Raw genomic sequence first — 18,339 nt, 5'->3', positions numbered from 1 at the left:
GATGAACGGTCGGCGATCTTCGCTGCTCCGAGAACGCCGATCCTCACAGGTGACACAGGATGCCTCGCACGTGCGGGTTGATGTAATTGTCCTCGGTGAGCAGCGTCTTGATCTGGGAGAGCGTGAACCAGCGATACTCGTCCGGGAACTCGGGAAGGTCGTCCGCATCGACCTCCACGAGCATGTTGAGGTTCGACTTGAGGTAGAAGCGGCCGCCGTCCTCTGCGAGCCACTGGCGGTATACGACAGTGCGGGGCGCGGCACCTTCTTCCAGGAAGAACTCCGCGAATCGGGGGATGCGGCCGCCGTGCGCGGTCTTCAGGTTCGAGTATGTCGCCTGCAACGTCGGGGAGATCTGGTACAGGAGGGTGTTGCCCGGCTCCGCCTTGGCGTGCAGGAGATAGTGCCACACACCTTCGAAGCGTGTGCGCACGATGCCGAGGATGCCGGCTTCCTTCTGGTAGATGAATGGCTGATCCCAGCCGGCGACCTCGCGCGCGGAGTTCGAGATCTCCACGCCGATGATCCGGAAGAACTCACCGGACTCGTGGTAGATCTCGCCGGTGACCGGCTCCACGTGCCAGTTGCGCAGTTCGGGGATGTTCTTGCGCGTCAGGCGGATCGGTGAGGACGCACGGATATCGTCGATCCAGGTCCGCAGCTGGTCCAGCGTATGGAAGGCATTTGCGTCGTCGAGCACGAGGTCGACGTATTCGCGGAGCTTCGCGGCCGCGGCCGGGTCGTCGATCTGAGCGATCGTCTGCAGGAGGTCGTCTCTGGCGGTCATGCTTCCTTCTTCGATTGCGTGGCGGCCGTCAGCACGCGGTTGATCTGATCGGGGTCGCCCCATACGCCCGGCGAGTCGAAGGGGCGGTCGGGGAACGCGCCGTACTCGAGACGGATGGCGAGACCCTCGCGGGCGATGAAACCCTCGACCGCGTCGGCGAGGCTCGTGGGTGTGCCGGTGCAGCATTCGATCGCGCCGACGACGGACTCGTCGAGCGCGGCCGCGACGAGTTGCCGCGCGAGATCGCCGACGTCGATGAAGTCGTAGAGGTTCTTACCCGTCGTGAAGGGGAAGGTTGCGTCTCCGCGGGCCTCGGCGGCGAGGATCTTGCTGAAGATCGAGTTGCTCCGCGCGTCGTCACCGGTGATGTAGTAGCAGCGGAGCCAAGCGAGGGCGGTGTTCGACTCGGCCAGCGAGGAGGTCATCAGGCGGCGCAGCGCGTCTTTGGCGATGCCGTAGGGAGTCGTCGGGTTGGCCGGCGTCGCCGAATCGACGGCGCCCTCCCAGTAGCCGATCTCGTGCATGGTTCCGAGAACCGCGAGCCGTGGCACGCCCTTGTCGGCCGCTCGCATGAGGAAGTCGTAGTGGCGGGAGAGGTCCTCGCCGTGCGCGCGCGATCGGAGGACGAAACCGTCGCGCCAGGCCAGGTGCAGCACCGCGTCGCTCGCCGCGATGCGCTCCCATGCGGCGTCGTCGAGATCGAACGCCCCGCTCGAGATGACCGCGTCCTGTCCGAGGGTGCCGGTCAACCAGGGGTCCTCCGAACGTGTGATCGCCAGCACGTCGTGCCCGAGGCTCTGGAGTCGCTGCACGACGTGGCGGCCGATGTAGCCGCCCGCCCCGGTCACGGTGACGAGCGCGGTCATACGCAGTACTCCTTATCGGCAGGCTGGGACATCCTCAGGCAGGCTCGGACATCGCGACTGCCGCGGTCCAGGGTACTAGTTGTGCCAGGGAACCCCGCTCGGAGAAGCCTCAGGGACCGACGCTCTAAGCTGTCCTGGGCGAAAGCGCCCCGGAAGGGCAGTGCACTGTATGGATCTCCTCGTCGTCGGTTCTGGATTCTTCGGCCTCACGATCGCCGAGCGAGCGGCAGCGGCCGGACGCAAGGTCACGGTGATCGACCGACGGCACCACATAGGCGGCAACGCGTACAGCGAGGACGAGCCCACGACGGGCATCGAGGTCCATCGGTACGGTGCACACCTCTTCCACACGTCGAACCCTGGTGTGTGGGAGTACGTCAACCGCTTCACGACGTTCACGGACTACGTGCACCGCGTGTACACGAACCACAAGGGCGTCGTGTTCCCGCTCCCCATCAACCTCGGCACGATCAACCAGTTCTTCCAGGCCGCCTACACGCCCGACGAAGCGAGGGCGCTCGTGCACGAGCTGGCCGGAGAGTTCGACGCGAAAGACGCCGCGAACCTTGAGGAGAAGGGCATCGCCCTGATCGGCCGCCCGCTCTACGAGGCCTTCATCCGCGACTACACCGGCAAGCAGTGGCAGACGGACCCGAAGGAGCTGCCCGCCGAAGTCATCAGCAGACTTCCCGTCCGCTACAACTACGACAACCGGTACTTCAACGACACGTGGGAGGGGCTGCCCGCAGACGGCTACACCGCGTGGCTGGAGCGCATGGCGGACCACCCGAACATCGAGGTGAAGCTGGACACGGACTTCTTCGACGGGGCCCAGCCCCTGAACAAGGCGGCAACTGTCGGCCAGCTTCCGATCGTCTACACCGGTCCCGTCGACCGCTACTTCGACTACGCCGAAGGGGCGCTGTCGTGGCGCACGCTCGACTTCGAAGAGGAAGTGCTGGAGGTCGGCGACTTCCAGGGCACCCCGGTGATGAACTACGCGGACGCAGGCGTGCCCTACACACGCATCCACGAGTTCAAGCACTTCCACCCGGAGCGGTCCGACCGGTACCCGGCCGACAAGACCGTCATCATGCGCGAGTACTCGCGCTTCGCCTCGCGCGAGGACGAGCCCTACTACCCCGTGAACACGCCGGAGGACCGCGCCGGCCTCGTCGCCTACCGCGAACTCGCGAAGGGCGAGCAGGACGTGCTGTTCGGAGGCCGGTTGGGCACGTACCAGTACCTGGATATGCATATGGCCATCGGGGCGGCGCTGTCCATGTGGAACAACCAGCTCGCCTGACTGGGCCCCATAGACTCGACACGTGACCACCGCCGCCGTCGGCGCCCCCGGATCGCCCCGGCGCTACCTCCATTCGCTGTGGCTGCTGTCGGCGCGCGACCTCAAGGTCCGCTATGCCACGAGCGCCCTCGGGTACTTGTGGTCGATCCTCGACCCGCTCGTGATGAGCGCCATCTACTGGTTCGTCTTCACCCAGGTGTTCCAGCGCACCGTCGGGCATGAGCCGTACATCGTGTTCCTCATCACGGCGCTGCTGCCGTGGGTCTGGTTCAACTCGTCGGTGTCGGATTTCACCCGGGCGTTCAGCAGGGACGCACGACTGGTGAGGTCGACGTCGATTCCACGCTCCATCTGGGTGAACCGCATCGTGCTCAGCAAGGGCATCGAGTTCCTGTGTTCACTCCCTGTCCTGGCGCTGTTCGTGATCTTGTCGGAGTTCTCCGACACCCCGGCCCAGCTCAACTGGGGCCTCCTGTGGATTCCGGTCGCGATCATCCTGCAGGCGGTGTTGCTCGTCGGGCTGGGGCTGCTCGTTGCGCCTCTCTGCGTGCTCTGGGCGGATCTCGAGCGGACCACGAAGCTGATCCTGCGTGCCCTTTTCTACGCCTCGCCGGTGATTTACGGCGTAGAGGACCTCCCGGGCGCCTTCGAGACCCTCGCCGCCTTCAATCCGCTGTCAGGCATTTTCGCCCTGTACCGCGTCGGGTTCTTCGCGGAGGAATGGGACCCGTGGGTCATCGGGATGGGCGCTGTGATGTCATTTCTGTTCCTGGCCCTCGGCGTCTTCGTCTTCCGGCGGCTCGAGCGCCCCGTGCTGAAGGAGCTGTGATGACGGCGTCCGACCTGGCGATCGAGGTGCAGGGCCTCGGCGTACGCTTCCGCCGCAATCGGCGGGGACGGCGCAGCATCAAGGACCTCTTCTCGGATTCGACCCGTCGCTCCAAGCCCGGCGAGTTCTGGGCGCTGAGAGACGTGAGCTTCGATGTGCGGCCCGGCGAGTCCATCGGCGTCGTCGGCCGCAACGGTCAGGGCAAGTCGACCTTGCTCAAGCTCGTCGCCGGTGTGCTCCTGGCCGATGAGGGGACCGTGTCGGTCAACGGCGGCGTGGCTCCCTTGATCGAGATCACCGGCGGCTTCGTCGGCGATCTCACGGTGCGCGAGAACGTCCGGTTGACCTCGGGACTGCATGGGATGTCGAAGGCCGAGGTCGCGCGGCGATTCGACGGCATCATCGACTTCGCCGAGCTCGGCGACTTCGTCGACACCCCGTACAAGCACTTGAGCAACGGCATGAAGGTGCGCCTCGCGTTCGCAGTCGTGTCTCAACTCGAGGAGCCGATTCTGCTCGTCGACGAGGTGCTCGCTGTCGGCGACAAGGCCTTCCGTGAGAAGTGCTACACGCGGATCGACGAGCTGCTCGCCGACGGTCGCACCCTCTTCTTCGTTTCGCACAGCGAGCGCGACCTGCGTCGATTCTGCACGCGCGGGCTCTATCTCGACAAGCACCGCCTGGCCATGGATGCGCCGATCGCCGAGGTGCTCGACCGCTACAACGCGGATTACCCGACGGGGTGAGTCGCCCCCGCGGAGCGAGCCTCGTAGGCTGGAGCGATGCGTGTTCTTCTCTCGGGCGGTGCCGGATACATCGGCGCGCACACGGCTCTCGCACTCATCGAGGCTGGGCACCACGTGATCGTGGTCGACGACCTGTCGAACTCGTCTGCTGAGGCGATCGTACGTGTGCAGCAGCTCAGCGGGGTCGCCGTCCCGCTGCTCGTCGCCGACGTCAGGGACGAGCCCGCGCTCCGCGCGTTCGTGCAGGCACACTCTCCCGTCGACGCCGTCATCCACTTCGCCGGCGCGAAGGCGGTCGGCGAATCAGTTGCCGATCCCATCCGCTACTACGACGTCAATCTCGGCTCGGCAATCGCCGTGCTGAAAGTGATGGCCGCCGAACGCATCTCCGCGATCGTTTTCTCGAGCTCAGCGACCGTTTACGGGCAGTCCGAGAGCCTTCCCCTGTCGGAGTCTTCGCCGACGGGTATCGATCTCGCGAACCCGTACGGCAAGACCAAGCGGATCATCGAGGCGATCCTCGAAGACGCCGCCAGCGCCGACCCGGGGCTGGCGGCGATCGCTCTTCGGTACTTCAATCCCGTAGGCGCCCACCCCAGTGGCCTCATCGGCGAGGACCCTTCGGGCGTGCCGAACAACCTGATGCCGTATGTTGCCCGGGTCGCTGTCGGCGCGCTCGAGAGAGTCGGTATCTTCGGCGACGACTACGACACCCCCGATGGAACCGGACAGCGCGATTACATCCACGTGCTCGACCTCGCCGCAGGTCATGTGGCGGCGCTCGAGCACGCCCGAGCCGGCTACGACGTATTCAATCTGGGAACCGGTGTCCCGGTGAGCGTCCTCGAGCTCATCGCCGCGTTCGAGCGCGCAGCCGGCAGGAGCATCCCGACAGAAGTGCTCGGAAGGCGTCCCGGTGATGTCGCAGTCTCCTACTGTGACCCGAGCAAGGCCGGTCGAGTACTGGACTGGATCGCCTCACGGACGATCGACGATGCCTGCCGCGACACGTGGCGCTGGCAGTCCCGGAATCCTGCAGGCTATGGCTCTGCCGCCGATCGCCGCGCAGCGGCGAGCGGGTCTCAGCTGGGCGCCGGAGCAGCCTGAAGCGGCGGCATCGGCCGCCAGGACGCGTCCCTCGCGATCGCCCTGCCGTCACGCAGGCCCCGGAAGAGGTTCGACGTCCCCCGCACGGTGCGCTCGACGAATACCAGCCGGATGAGTTCCTTGCCGAATGTCAGCGCGGTGCCGAGGCCGAAGAGAAGTGGGTTGTAGACGTCGAGCGACCGGTAGTACTTCTTGATGTATGCGCGATTGCGCATGATGTAGTACCGGTACGCGTTGCTCGATGCGTTCATGTGGCGGATGCCCATGTCCCACTGCTTGATCTCGCGCGTGCGCCGCAGCACGAACTCGTCGACGATCACCGACTGGGTCTTACGAGACGCGAGCCAGCCGTACATCTGGTCGTCCCAGTAGATGAAGAATCGCGGATCTGGCAGACCGATCTGCTGCACGATTTCGCGGTGGATGAACATGCCCTCGAAGCATCCGGAGTTCATCGGCTTGTAGCCGGACTCGTCGAACTCGGCGGGCGCGAACGGGATCGGGATACCGAGGGGCTCGGCGACGCGGTACTGCCAGTAGAAGGCGCTGCCGTCGTAGTCGTACCGACGCCCCTGGATGCTCTTGAATCGCGGGGCCCACTTGCCCATCTTCGCAAGCCCATCAGGGAGCACCTCGACGTCGTCGTCCATAAGCCAGATCCACTCGGAGTCAAGCTCGTACGCGACGCGCATGCCCTCGCTGAACCCGCCGGAGCCGCCGGTATTGGTCTCCATGCGGTGGTAGACGAGTGTCGCAGGCTCGAGGCTATCGCGGAACGACTCCACGACGTCCGTCGTGTCGTCGGTCGACGCGTTGTCGATCACGACGATGTGCCCCGGCTTCGGATCCATCTTGGTGATGCTCGTCAACAGGCGGGTCAACAGACCCGACCGGTTGTAAGTCACGACGGCGATGGTCGCGGTGGAGGCGTCGAACGACGGTCGCGTGACAGGCGGGTTCACGATGCTTCCTCGAACGTCCGCTGCCACGCGGCCGGCGAGGTCAGCTCTGGCGCCGCGGCACGATAGCTCGCTGCCAGTCGCGGCCAGTCGCGGCGCAGACGTCGGTGCAGTCCGACGGAATCGAGAAGCATCTTGCGGAACTTCCGGCGATCGCGCGTGTAGACGTTCTTGCCGGATCCGTCGGCCGAACTGACGAGCGCGCTGTCGTACAGGGGGAGGCGCCACCAGTGCGCGTCGCCCTTGCCGAACTCGACTTCAGGCTGTTCGAGGTTCGCAGGCTTCGGCGCGTGCAACCAGTGCGAGATCAGGGTCGTCGTGGTGAACCACCGGAGCCGGAGTCCGGTCGGGCTGTCGAACGAGTGCTGCTTCATGCGCTTGAACACAAGGCGGCCCCGCCGCGATCGCAGCGGCACCCCGCTGTCGCGGTGTACGACGGTCTCGGGGTATTCCTTGGCGACGGCGCGGGCCGCTGGCATCGCCGTCGCAAGGTTGGCCCGCATATGCTCGGGCCCGGACAGCACGTCGCGAAGCGCCTGGTGGCGCAGCGCTACGGGGTAGTACTGCATCATCATCAGGTGTTTCAAGTCCACCCGCATGCTATGGCGGAGGAGCGTCCCGCCGTTCGGCGCGGGCGAATGCAGGAGACCAGCGACGATGCGATTGCGTGCATGGAAGTACGCCTGCCAGTCGATCGAGTCGTCCTTGCCCACCCAGGAGACATGCCACAGGGCGACGCCCGGCATCGAGACGGTCGGGTATCCGGCCTCACGCGCCCGAAGGCAGAACTCGGCATCGTCCCACTTGATGAACGCGGGGAGCGATAGTCCGACGTCGCGGAGGATCGACACGGGGATGAGACACATCCACCACCCGTTGTAGTCGGCGTCGAGCCGCATGTGGAGCAGTGGCGACTGGCGCAGATTCGCCACGCTGAAGTCGTGAGGGAGCTTCTCCTGATACAGCGCACGCCACATGAACGGCGTGTCGTCCACGACCTCCGCCCAAGCGTGGAGCTTGGGTCGGTCCAGCAGGTCGAACATGTGGGCGCCGACGATGGTCGGTACAGTGGCGAACCTGCCGAAGACAACCGAGCGGCGGATGGACTCGGGCTCGATGCGCACGTCGTCGTCCAGGAGCTGCACGAACTCACTCTCCGGGCGAGCAAGGGTCTCGGTCATCGCTCTGGCGAATCCGCCCGAGCCGCCGAGATTCGGCTGAGTGACCACCTGGAGCGTCTCGCCGAGTCTCGCGGCGACCTCGCCGAATTCGGGTTGCGCGTCCACGCGTCGATCGCCCTGATCCACGAGGAAGATGCGGTCGACCACGTCCAGGACTTCGGGAGAGTCCGCGAGGTTCATCAGTGTCCACACGCAGTAGTCCGGCTTGTTGAACGTGGTGATGCCGATGGAGGCCTTGCCGTCGCGCATCGGGTCCAACTCGGTGGTCCACTCCGCGCCCTCGAACAGTGCGCTCTTCTCGTCGGCGACGATGTCGAACCAGATGAATCCCCCGTCGCTGTACTGGTCCAGCACGAGTTCGAACGTCGACGTCGCGGCGCCGTCGACTTCGCGCGTCTCCAGCCGTTGCTTGACGCCAGCACCGTTCGAACGGTAGACGAGGATCGTCGCAGGACCGACGGTCCTCACGGTCAGCGTCACATTCCGCACCGCCGTCCAGTGCTGCCAGTAGGAGGCAGGGAACGCGTTGAAGTACGTGCCGAACGAGACGCGTCGCCCCGCGACGATCCGGGCCGACGTGCGGCTCAGGATGTTGCCGAGCTGGGCGCGGTTGGAAACCCGGACAGGCTCCTCGTCGATGACCGACCACGTTTCGGGGTCGACGTACAGGGGCAGCAGATCAGGGTCGCGATCCAGCGGGAAGACGACGTTCTGAAGGACGTGGGTCACGGGGATGATCTCCGGAAAACGATGGCTGGCGCCGAGACGTCGGGCCGGAGAGAAGCCTACCCTGCCGTCCCTTGCTCTCCCTGGGCGTGGGGGAGCCCCGAACCCGCCGTCGCACCAGGGCCGTCGGCATCCGTCCCGCTGTCGAGCTTCTCGCGCCACGAACGCGACTGGCCCGCGCGCACCGCGCACAGGACGAGCATGAGCCACCCGAGCCCGGTCAAGGTGAAGCTCTCGAACATCGAGTCCACGAGCAGCGCGACGAGCATCAACGGCGTCCATGCGTACACGACAGACCGGCGCTCGCCCGCAACCAGCCACGACCGCCCCAGCGCGAGCGCACCCAGCGCGAGGAACAGCACCAGCCCGACCCATCCGAGCTGCAGCGCCACATCGAAGTACGCGTTCAGGCCGGTGGCGTGGTCCTTGTTCAACCAGAAGTTGATGGCGTTGAAGGGGTACTCGTCCCGGTCCCAGGCGCCGAACCAGCCGAAGCCCTGGACGGGCTTCTGGCGGAGGATGTCGACCATGAAGTTCCACAGCTCGACGCGCATCGAGAAGTCGGTGCCGGCGCCGAGCAGGGCGATGATCTGGTGCCGTGCCGTGTAGCCCACGACCACTCCGACCACGACGAGGGCACCGAGAGCGAGCTGCAGGCCGGCGCGGCGCTCGGGGCGGGTGTGGCGCACGAGCGCGAGGGCGCCGACGGCGAGTCCGACGCCCAGGGCGAGCACGACGACGGTGGGGGAGTCGCTCAGCGCCGCGAGGCCTCCCGCCAGCACCACGGACGCCACCGAGACGCCGGGGCGCACCGACTGCGTGCGGTACTCGATGAGGAAGGTGATGAGCGCCATCACGGCGACGAAGCCGAGCAGGTTGCGTGTGCCGAAGATGCCCTGCACCGGTCCGAGCTCGGCGATCTTGCCCTGGATGCCGAGGAACGTGAACGGGATGTCGAGCAGGATGCCCGAGAGCACCTCGAGCGCGAGCGAGACGCCGAGGAGCACACGCAGCACATCGCCGAGAGCGCGCACGGTCTGCAGCGTGTCACGGACGTGGCCGATGACCACCGCGAGGAACGCGAGCGCTGCCATCGACACCCAGTTCCAGAACGAGGTGGTGGCATCGCTCGACCAGAAGATGCTGGCGAAGGCCCAGGCGACGAACATCAGGACCGTCGTCGGCACGAGCCGCAGCAGCGAGAGCTCGCGGCGACGCGAGATCATCGCGGCGAGACCGAAGACGCAGAGCCCGGTGACGATGGTGACGTAGGTGACACGGCCGGCGATCCGCTCGATCGCGTACGCCGAGAAGACGGTGGCGAAGACGACGACGGTGAACGCGCGGGCGAAGGATGCCGAGGCCAGCAGTGTTCCCAGCCACCCGGGCGCTGCGGCATGCGGCGAGTCGGTCACGCGCCGCGCCCTGAAGCCCGGGGCTGGCGGTCCGCTGTGGCCGCGGCAGTCCCCGGCTCGCGTCCACCGGGTTCGTCACGCGCGACGGCCTCGCCGCGCTCGATCGCGACCGTCTCCTCGGCGGGGCCGACGCCGACATGGGGCGACTGCTTGATCTTGGAGCCGAGCATCACGAGGAACAACCAGCCCCACAGCAGCAGCGGGCTCGATTCGGCGAGCCCCTGCACGAGCAGGATGGCGCCCACCAGTGTGGGAAGCAGGGTGAGCGGCGAATACGGGCGATCGGCGCGGAGGTCCCACCGGGGTCGGTCGATCGCGAAGAACCATGCGCGCCACACGAACGCGAGGTAGAGGAACGCGAGCAGCACGACGCCGATGATGCCGAGCTGCATCGACACGTCGACCCACATGTTGTGGGCCTGCATGACGAGTTGCCCGTGGTCGATGATGCGGATGTCGAACGCCGGGTCGGCGGTGACCCAAGGAGTCGCGAAGCCCCATCCGGTCCACGGGCGCTCGCCGGTGCGCGCCAGCACCTCCTCCCAGATGCCCTCGCGGCCCGTGAGGTCGGCGCTGCGGCCCAGGGTCGAGAAGATCAGGTCGCGCACGAGCCACAGCGTCAGCAGCCCACCGAGGCCGACGACGACGTAGGCGACGTAGTACTTGGTGCGCTCGCCGGGTTTCGTCGCCGTCCTCATCAGCAGCACCGTGACCAGCACGACGACCACCGCGGCAGCGGTGAGGTACGCGGTCGCCGACCCGGCGCGCACGAACAAGAAGGCCGACAGCCCGATCCAGATCCACAGGAAGGTGCGTCGTGGGGCACCGGAGGCGAGACGGATGCCGAACACGATGATCGCCAGGAGAGCCACCGGGGCGAGCAGATTGGCGTTGCCCATGATGCCCTGGATGCGCCTGTCCCACTCGAACAGGTTGCCGCGCGACCAGTACTCGATCGGGTCGTCGGCCCTCTCGATGATCCAGCCGGGCATGATCGGTCCGCGGATGAACACCCAGACCCACAGCTCGAACACGAAGGAGAGCGCCACCACCCATTTGAGCGCCGAGGCGGCGGCGCGCACGAGCTCGCGCCAGGTCAGCACGCTGCCGATGAAGAGCGCCTGCAGCGTGGTGATCCACAGGAGGAGCAGGGTGAGCGCGGTCGTTCCCGGCCAGGCCGACCACGTCAGCGAAAGCGTGGCCCACGCGACGTACGCGACCACGAACCAGGGCAGCCGCCGCCACTGCACGGGAGGCCGCAGCACGATCCAGAGGACGGCGGAGAGAACGCCGCCCGCGATCGTGATGACCGTCGCCGCCGTCTGACCGAAGGCGTTCACCCACGCAGTACCCGACAGCGACATGAAGAGCACGAAGATGCACCAGCCGCGCAGCATGAGGTGGCCGGTCTTCTCGCGGACCGGCGGTTCCGGCGGCGCCGACGCCGGATGCTTCGAATGGACGGCCATCGCTCTCAGGGTACCCCGGGCGCCCGTGCGATCTGCGAGCCCGGGAGGCGGGGTCCCGACCGCGCCTGGCTAGGCTGTTCGGGTGCTGATCCCGCTCGCGAACGAACCCCGTGATTACGCCTGGGGCTCGACTTCCCTGCTCGCCGATCTCGAGGGGCGCGAGGCGTCCGGTCGTCCCGAGGCGGAGGTGTGGTTCGGCGACCACCCCGGCGATCCTTCCGAGACCGCCGACGGTCGCACGCTCGACCGCTGGATCGCGGACGAGGGCGCCGCGTCGGGTGTCGGCGAACCGCTGCCGTACCTGTTCAAGCTGCTGGCCGCAGCATCCGCTCTCTCCATCCAGGCTCACCCGTCGAAGGCCCAGGCCGAGGAGGGCTTCGCGCGCGAGGAGGCCGCGGGGATCCCGCGCGACGCGGGTGATCGCACCTACCGGGACGCGAACCACAAGCCCGAGCTCATCGTCGCGCTGAGCGACGAGTTCCGCGCGCTCGCGGGCCTGCGCGACCTGGCGGCGACACTGCGGCTCGTCGCAGCGCTCGGGCAGGGTGCAGCGCCGCTCGCCGAGCGTCTGCAGGCGACGGATGCTGCGCTCTCGGCCGTCATCGGCTGGCTGCTGTCCGACGGTGCCGACGCCGCACGCGACGTCATCGCGGCCGCTGTCGCGGCCGAGTCCGACGAGTTCGCCGCCGAGCTCGCGCTCGCACGCACACTGGACACCGCGTTCCCCGGCGACCCCGGAATCGTCGTCGCGCTCCTCATGAACCTCGTGACCCTGAAGCGCGGCGAGGGCCTCTTCGTTCCGGCCGGCGTGCTGCACGCCTACCTCGAGGGTCTCGGCGTCGAGCTGATGGCGGCGAGTGACAACGTCCTGCGCGGTGGCCTCACCCCCAAGCACGTGGACGCCGCCGAGCTCGTGAGCGTGCTCGACGCGACGCCGGGGCTGCCGCCCGTGATCCGCCCTCGCGAAGTCGCGGCGGGCGTGCGCCGGTACGACGTCCCGGTCGCCGACTTCGCGCTGCTCGCGGTCTCGCCGAGCGCCGAGGGCGTCGAGGTGGCGCTCGAGGGCCCGGCGATCGCGGTCGCGACGGCGGGCGCTCCGGCGGTCGCGGGTCTGGCCAGCGAGGAGGCCGCGACACTCTCCCCGGGAGCAGCTGTGCTCGTCACCCCGAACGAGGGCGGCCTGCGCGTGCGGGGCGGCGGCGAGCTCTTCATCGCCCTTCCCGGGCGCTGACACGCCGCACCTCATCATCGCCTCATCGCTTTCTCATCGGACCGTTATGACAGAGCGACACGCCGTCGGCGCGTCGTGGAGGTTCAAGAGGAGGTTGAGCATTTACTATCTGCGACTTGACCTCGTCGAACTACACGGGTGTAATTAGCCCTACAACACGCACCAGCGTGGAGCAGGATCACGGGGGGTGAGAACGACATGACGGTTTCGCAATACCGTTCCGGCGTTCCCGACGACTGGTTCGTCGATCCGGTTCAACTGGGGGTTCCGGGGGTACGCCGCAACATCGATGCGGAAGAAGACAATCCGCTCGCCTGGCAGACCGACGCACTGTGTGCGCAGACCGATCCGGAGGCGTTCTTCCCTGAGAAGGGCGGCTCCACGCGTGATGCCAAGCGCATCTGCACGTCGTGCGACGTGCGAGGCGAATGCCTCGAATATGCGCTGCAGAACGACGAGCGGTTCGGCATCTGGGGCGGTCTCAGCGAGCGCGAGCGTCGCAAGCTGAAGCGTCGAGCGGGCTGACGCGCACGCCGGGCGGCCGGTCGATCCGGCCGACCCGGCGCGTGCGCCCGGCGTGAGCTTCGAGCGCCACCTAGGCTGACCAGGACATGCCCACCGCCACGTCGAACACCGTCACCTCGAACCGCGTCCACGCCATCCTGGTGGTTCGTCCCGATGGTCGTACCCCGGCGGCATTCCATCTGAAGCGCACCCTTGCGGCGCTCCGCGAGCAGACGCGTCCTGTCGACGTCCTCACCATCGTGGTGTGCGGGGGCGACGACCATCTCTTCGAGATCGCGGATGCCGCGGGCGCCGAGTTCGTCTTCCGGGCCGGCGCGTCCACCGGCTATGCCGCGGCGACCGCCCTGGTCGCGCCGCGTCTGGACGGTGATGCCGTGTGGCTCCTGGCGCAGGACACCGCGCCGGAGCCCGACGCGCTCGCCCGCCTCGCCGGCGCCCTCGAGCTGTCGCCGTCGGTCGCCTTCGTCGCCCCCAAGCTCGTGCGCTGGGACGACCGCACGGAGATCGTGTCGCTCGGAGTCGGGATGACGCGGTTCGGCCGCACGGTCGGGCTCGCCGACGACGAGCTCGACCAGGGGCAGCACGACGCGCGGGAGGACGTGCTCGGCGCCGACGTCCGCGGCATCCTGGTCCGCACCGACGCGTGGCAGCGGCTCGGCGGCCTCGATCGGGGACTCTCCGGCGCCGACGAGGGGTTGGACCTCGGCGTCCGGGCCCGCCTGGCGGGCGGGCGCGTCTCGCTGGTGCCGAGCGCACTCGTCGCCACGGCGGGCGACGGAGTCGCGGGTCTGCCGACGCCGCTCACGCCTCAGCGGCAGCGCCGCGCGGTGTACGCGGAACGGGTCGCGCAGCTGCACCGCCGGCTGGTGTACGCGCCGGCGGTCGTCGCACCGCTGCACTGGCTCACCATCCTTCCGCTCGCGCTGTGGCGCTCGATCGTGGATCTGGCCCGCAAACAGCCCGGACGCATCGCGGCGGAGTGGGCGGCGGCCGCCGTCGCCCTCGTTCGCCTCGTGCCCGTCTGGCGCGCACGCCGTCACCTCGCGCAGGCGCGCACCGGGTCATGGGTGCAGGTGGCACCACTGCGCACGACGCGGAGTGAGCTTCGCGAACGACTCGACGACGACCCGGAGGTCATGCTCGGTGGTCACCGCCGCAGCGATCTGAGGTTCTTCGCCGGCGGCGGGGCGTGGCTCGTGCTCGCCGCGCTCGTCGTCTCGGTGGCGGCGTTTCCTGCGCTGCTGGCGTGGCCGGTCCTGGGCGGGGGAGCGCTCCAACCGCTGGCGACCACGGTCGGGCAGCTCTGGGACGACGCCATGTACGGCCAGCGTGCGCTCGGCCTCGACACGGTCGGTCCTGCCGATCCGTTCGCCGCGGTGGTGGCCGTGCTCGGCTCCCTCTGGGCCTGGGCGCCGTCCCGCGCGCTCGTGCTGCTCTGGGTGCTGGCACTGCCCCTCGCCGCGCTCGGCGGATGGTTCGCCGCGACCCGGGTCACCGAGCGGGCGAGCCTTCGACTTCTCGGCGGGGCGGTCTGGGCGCTGTCGCCCGCGCTGCTCGTCGCCCTGACACAGGGCCGCCCGACCGGGGTGATCCTGCACCTCTTGCTGCCGTGGCTGTTCTATGCGGGCGCCGTCGCGCACCGCTCGTGGGCGGGCGCCGGTGCGGCGTCCATCCTGCTGGCGGGAGTGGTCGCCACCGCACCCTCGCTCGCACCGGCGATGCTGGTGGTGTGGATCGGCGCGGTGCTCGCCGCCGTCATCCTGCGCGCGGGTCGTGGCGTCGCACGTCTGATCTGGACGCTCATCCCGTCCGCGGCGCTCGCGCTCCCTCTGGTCTGGAACGCGCTCGCGAACGGCCAGGCGTGGAGCCTCGTCGCCGACCCCGGCGTGCCGTGGGCGGGCCCGCAGGTGGCCGCGGACGCCGCCGGGCGTGCGCTGCTGGCAGCCGGCATCCCGACCCCTGACCTCGCCGGGTGGGCGACGATCCTGCCTGACGGGCCCACGTGGTGGGTACCGCTGCTCTCCGTGCCACTCGCGCTGCTCGCCCTCGCCGCACCCCTCACGCAGCGCTGGGCGGCCGGGATCGTGCTGCTCGTCGTCACGGCGCTCGGCCTGGGTACGGCGTTCGCCGCGGTGGGGATCTCGGTCGCCTTCGCGCAGTCGATCACCGTGCCGCTCTGGCCGGGCACCGGGTTGAGCCTGGCGTGGCTGGGCGGCCTCGGCGGCGCCCTCGTGGCGCTCGACGCCGGGCTGGCGCCTCGCGTCGCCCTGGTTCGGGGCGTGGCGGCGGTGCTCGTCTTGGCGGCCACGGCGGTGCTCGCGGTTCCCTCGCTCACCGCGTTCACCCGAGGAGCGGCCACCATCGCCGACGGGCCGGCGAGCACGCTTCCCGCCTTCGTCGCCGCGGAGGGGCGCGAGGATCCCGACGTCGGGACGATCGTGCTCACCCCCCAGGCGGACGCCGGGGTCGCCGCGCAGGTGGTGTGGGGCGCGAGCGAGACGATCGGCGGGCAGACGACACTGCTGTCGACGCGAACCGAGCCGACCACGCAGGACGCCGAGCTCGCAGGGCTCGCCGCCGATCTCGTCACTCCCTCCTCGGAGGACGTCGTCGGACAGCTTGCGGACCGCGGAGTCGGCTTCATCCTGCTCGCCCCGAGTACGCAACCGGAGACGGACGCCGCGCGCACGATGCGGCTCTCGGCCATGACCGCGCTCGGCCAGCGGGACACGCTCGTCGTGGTGGGCGACACCGCCAAAGGCGAGTTGTGGCGCGTCGTCGACGAGATCGCGCCGAGACCCGAGGAGGCGGCATCCGTCTCGGTCCTCGGTCGCTGGATCGCGTTCGGGCAGCTCGCGATCTTCGGCATCGCGCTGCTGCTGGCCGTGCCGACAGCCGCCTCGATCCGGGAGGCCAGGCGCACCCCGCGCGTCGTGGGACCCCACTGGCAGGAGGGTCGATGAGTGACCGCCGCGTGTTCCGCTGGGCGACGACGAGCGCCCGCCTGCTGATCGGCACCGCTGTATCGGTCGCGGCGGCGGTCGCGGTGGTGACCGCAGTCTCGGTGCCGTGGCCGACCGTTGTGCGCGAGCCCCTCAGCATTCCCGCAACCCCGGCGCCGGCCGCATCCGTGATCGCCTGCGACGGCGGGCTGCTTTCGATCGGACGCAACCCCACCGCAGCGTCCACGGTGACCCTCGCCGCGCCCCAGTCCGTCATCGGAGGCACCGCCGACGGCGAGGGGGCCACGGAGCAGCAGATGCAGACGACCGGGGTCGGACCCGGCCCGCTCGCGTACACGGCGCAGCCACGTGACGGCGAGGCGGTCGACATCGCCGCGACCGGTTCGGCGACCGCCAACGCCGACGACCTCTCGGGCTTCGCGGTCTCGGCTTGCCGCCCGCCGCTCCTCGACTCGTGGCTGGTCGGCGGATCGGGAGCCACCGGCGCCGCGGATCTGGTGCTGCTCGCCAACCCGGGCGCGGTCCCCGCCACCGTGCAGCTGACGGTGTACGGGGTGGACGGACCGGAGACACCGCCCGGCGGAGCCGACCTCGTGATCGCGCCGGGAACGCAGCGCGTGGTGCCGCTCGCCGGCCTTGCGCTCGGCGAGGAGACGCCGGTCGTCCGCGTGTCGGCGATCGGTGCGCCGATCCACGCGTCGCTGCAGACGAGTATCACCCGTACCCTGACGCCCGGCGGGGTCGATCAGGTCGGACCGATCGCCCATACCGAGAACACGCAGATGATCACCGGGATCACGGTCACGCGTCCGACCGACGAGGATGGCGCGACGAACGAGACGACGGTGCTGCGGATGCTGTCGCCCAACCTTCCCGCGACGGCACGTGTGTCGGTCAACTCCGCCGGCCGCACCGAGACGGTCGGAGAGCCCCAGGAACTGTCCCTCGAGGCCGGCAAGCCGCTCGAGCTCGCCCTGAACGGGCTGCCGCCCGGTGCCTACACGGTCACGGTCGAGGCGGACGCCCCCGTGGTCGCAGCCGTGTGGCAGGCGACGGGCATCTCGGCGGGCGACGACTTCGCCTGGTACACGCCGGCGCCCGAGGTGACGGTGCCGTCGCTGTTCGCGACGCCCGGTGGCCCGACGCCCTCGCTCACGGTGGTGAACCCTTCCGGCGAGCCCGTGACGGTGAACGTGACCCCGACCGACGGCGGGTCGGCCATCAGCCTGACCGTTCCGGCGAACGGGTCGGTCGCGGTGCGCCTGGCGACCCGAACGCTGTACCTCTTCGAGCCTGCGGCTCCGGTGCGAGCAGGATTGTCGTTCGCGGGCGATGGCGCGCTCGCCGGTGTGCCGGTGTGGCCGGCCGACGTCGCCACCCCGGAGATCGTGGTCTACCCCTGACCTGGAGTCGGACCCCAGGGGGAGTCAGAAGTACCTGAAGCGCTCCGGTCCGAGGTCCCACGGGTCGCGATCGAGGTACTCGGCCGCCGCACGGAAGACGGCACCCTCCACCAGCATGCGCCGGTGCAGCTCGTCGTCGCGATGCAGGTGGCTGAGGCGCTCGATCGGCAGGCGGTAGAGGATGATGCGGCCCGCGTCGGGCAGCACCGTCCACCGGGGGATTCCGTCGTCGTCGGTCGCGGCGGGCATGTCGGCGACCTCGAAGCGGACGTCGCGCAGCTCCGGCCAGGCCGACCGCAGGAATTCGGCCGCGGTGCCGACCGCCAAGTCGAACCGGTCGACGCGCGTGTCGAGCGGTGGCAGGGGCGGGCGGACGACGGAGCTGCGCCCTTCGCGTCCGTGGCGTCCGTGACGGGACGCGCGCCGCGGCGCGCGCTCGCTGGTCTTGCTCCGACGCCACGCCATGCCCCCATCCTAGGTCTGGTTCCCGCGCTGCTCGCCTGTCACGAACTGCTGGTTCGGGCGGCACATCGTGACAGGTGAGCAGTGAGGGGTTCGGGGAGTCGTGGGCGCGGCATCCGTCCCCGTGTCGGCCGTGCGCGATAGCGTCTACCCGATGCGCGAGAGAGTCTGCTCCAAGGTCGGATGCGCCCGTGAGGCGGTGTCCACGCTCACCTACGACTACGGCGACCAGATGGCGGCGCTCGGTCCGCTCGGCGCCGCGGGCGATCCGCACGCCCACGACCTCTGCGCGATCCACACCGACCGCCTCTCGGTGCCCAAGGGCTGGGTCGTCGTCAGGCACGAGACCCTCCGCGCCTGATCC

16 protein-coding genes are annotated in these 18,339 nt (G+C 68.9%); 9 read left to right on the top strand and 7 right to left on the bottom strand.

The window, feature by feature from the left end; translation table 11 throughout:
* Positions 1-43 precede the first annotated feature (43 nt).
* Together ACFC1K_RS08520 and ACFC1K_RS08515 are read right to left on the bottom strand one after the other, a co-directional pair.
* A complete protein-coding gene (locus tag ACFC1K_RS08520) occupies positions 44-787 on the bottom strand; it encodes an NDP-hexose 2,3-dehydratase family protein (RefSeq protein WP_375871273.1) in 744 nt (247 codons plus the stop codon).
* Positions 784-1,653, bottom strand: coding sequence for an NAD-dependent epimerase/dehydratase family protein (locus ACFC1K_RS08515; RefSeq protein ID WP_375871272.1), 870 nt, complete (start codon positions 1,651-1,653; stop codon positions 784-786). The genes ACFC1K_RS08520 and ACFC1K_RS08515 overlap by 4 nt, the downstream gene beginning before the upstream one ends.
* Before the next feature lie 169 nt (positions 1,654-1,822).
* Here ACFC1K_RS08515 and glf point away from each other — a divergent pair, with 169 nt between their 5' ends.
* Genes glf through galE form a run of 4 tightly spaced genes read left to right on the top strand, consistent with a single transcriptional unit; the run spans position 1,823 to position 5,641 of the window.
* The gene (gene glf / locus ACFC1K_RS08510; protein WP_375871271.1) at positions 1,823-2,959 is read left to right on the top strand and encodes a UDP-galactopyranose mutase; all 1,137 of its coding nucleotides are present in this window, start codon (positions 1,823-1,825) and stop codon (positions 2,957-2,959) included.
* A gap of 22 nt (positions 2,960-2,981) precedes the next feature.
* Positions 2,982-3,788 (top strand): ABC transporter permease, encoded by an 807-nt coding sequence (locus ACFC1K_RS08505; RefSeq protein ID WP_375871270.1) that lies wholly within the window; start codon positions 2,982-2,984, stop codon positions 3,786-3,788.
* A complete protein-coding gene (locus ACFC1K_RS08500; protein ID WP_375871269.1) occupies positions 3,788-4,534 on the top strand; it encodes an ABC transporter ATP-binding protein in 747 nt (248 codons plus the stop codon). Before ACFC1K_RS08505 ends, ACFC1K_RS08500 begins: the two co-directional genes overlap by 1 nt.
* A gap of 36 nt (positions 4,535-4,570) precedes the next feature.
* The gene (galE, locus tag ACFC1K_RS08495; protein WP_375871268.1) at positions 4,571-5,641 is read left to right on the top strand and encodes a UDP-glucose 4-epimerase GalE; all 1,071 of its coding nucleotides are present in this window, start codon (positions 4,571-4,573) and stop codon (positions 5,639-5,641) included.
* On the opposite strand, the gene ACFC1K_RS08490 is transcribed toward galE, so the two are convergent.
* From ACFC1K_RS08490 to ACFC1K_RS08475, 4 genes are read right to left on the bottom strand one after another with little or no spacing between them, the layout of a single operon-like run.
* Positions 5,617-6,603 (bottom strand): glycosyltransferase family 2 protein, encoded by a 987-nt coding sequence (locus tag ACFC1K_RS08490; protein ID WP_375871267.1) that lies wholly within the window; start codon positions 6,601-6,603, stop codon positions 5,617-5,619. The two genes, galE and ACFC1K_RS08490, sit on opposite strands and share 25 nt — an antisense overlap.
* Positions 6,600-8,510: a glycosyltransferase gene (locus tag ACFC1K_RS08485; RefSeq protein ID WP_375871266.1), complete on the bottom strand. Its 1,911-nt coding sequence runs from the start codon at positions 8,508-8,510 to the stop codon at positions 6,600-6,602. The genes ACFC1K_RS08490 and ACFC1K_RS08485 overlap by 4 nt, the downstream gene beginning before the upstream one ends.
* 56 nt (positions 8,511-8,566) lie before the next feature.
* A complete protein-coding gene (locus ACFC1K_RS08480) occupies positions 8,567-9,922 on the bottom strand; it encodes an O-antigen ligase family protein (protein WP_375871265.1) in 1,356 nt (451 codons plus the stop codon).
* Positions 9,919-11,391, bottom strand: a complete 1,473-nt coding sequence (locus ACFC1K_RS08475; RefSeq protein WP_375871264.1) for an O-antigen ligase family protein — start codon at positions 11,389-11,391, stop codon at positions 9,919-9,921. The genes ACFC1K_RS08480 and ACFC1K_RS08475 overlap by 4 nt, the downstream gene beginning before the upstream one ends.
* Before the next feature lie 82 nt (positions 11,392-11,473).
* Here ACFC1K_RS08475 and manA point away from each other — a divergent pair, with 82 nt between their 5' ends.
* The 4 genes from manA to ACFC1K_RS08455 all read left to right on the top strand — a co-directional run bounded on the left by manA (position 11,474) and on the right by ACFC1K_RS08455 (position 17,513).
* Positions 11,474-12,622, top strand: a complete 1,149-nt coding sequence (manA, locus tag ACFC1K_RS08470) for a mannose-6-phosphate isomerase, class I (protein ID WP_375871263.1) — start codon at positions 11,474-11,476, stop codon at positions 12,620-12,622.
* Between the two features lie 198 nt (positions 12,623-12,820).
* Entirely contained in the window at positions 12,821-13,147 is a 327-nt protein-coding gene (locus ACFC1K_RS08465) for a WhiB family transcriptional regulator (RefSeq protein ID WP_163616798.1), read from the top strand.
* Between the two features lie 86 nt (positions 13,148-13,233).
* Positions 13,234-16,110: a glycosyltransferase gene (locus ACFC1K_RS08460; RefSeq protein ID WP_375871262.1), complete on the top strand. Its 2,877-nt coding sequence runs from the start codon at positions 13,234-13,236 to the stop codon at positions 16,108-16,110.
* Positions 16,107-17,513, top strand: coding sequence for a DUF5719 family protein (locus tag ACFC1K_RS08455; protein ID WP_375871261.1), 1,407 nt, complete (start codon positions 16,107-16,109; stop codon positions 17,511-17,513). Before ACFC1K_RS08460 ends, ACFC1K_RS08455 begins: the two co-directional genes overlap by 4 nt.
* 24 nt (positions 17,514-17,537) lie before the next feature.
* Here ACFC1K_RS08455 and ACFC1K_RS08450 read toward each other — a convergent pair whose 3' ends face one another.
* Positions 17,538-17,978 carry a metallopeptidase family protein gene (locus ACFC1K_RS08450; protein WP_310289382.1) on the bottom strand — a complete coding sequence of 147 codons (441 nt, stop codon included), beginning with the start codon at positions 17,976-17,978 and terminating at the stop codon, positions 17,538-17,540.
* Between the two features lie 151 nt (positions 17,979-18,129).
* Between ACFC1K_RS08450 and ACFC1K_RS08445 the strand changes: the two genes are divergently transcribed.
* On the top strand, positions 18,130-18,336 hold the full coding sequence (locus ACFC1K_RS08445) for a DUF3499 family protein (protein ID WP_045301176.1): 207 nt from the start codon (positions 18,130-18,132) through the stop codon (positions 18,334-18,336).
* Positions 18,337-18,339 lie beyond the last annotated feature (3 nt).

The sequence above is a fragment of the Microbacterium sp. NPDC056057 genome (genome assembly GCF_042266945.1).
GTDB lineage: Bacteria > Actinomycetota > Actinomycetes > Actinomycetales > Microbacteriaceae > Microbacterium > Microbacterium trichothecenolyticum_C.
Note: the sequence above shows the minus strand (reverse complement) of the source record. Positions and strands in the feature narration are given on the sequence as shown.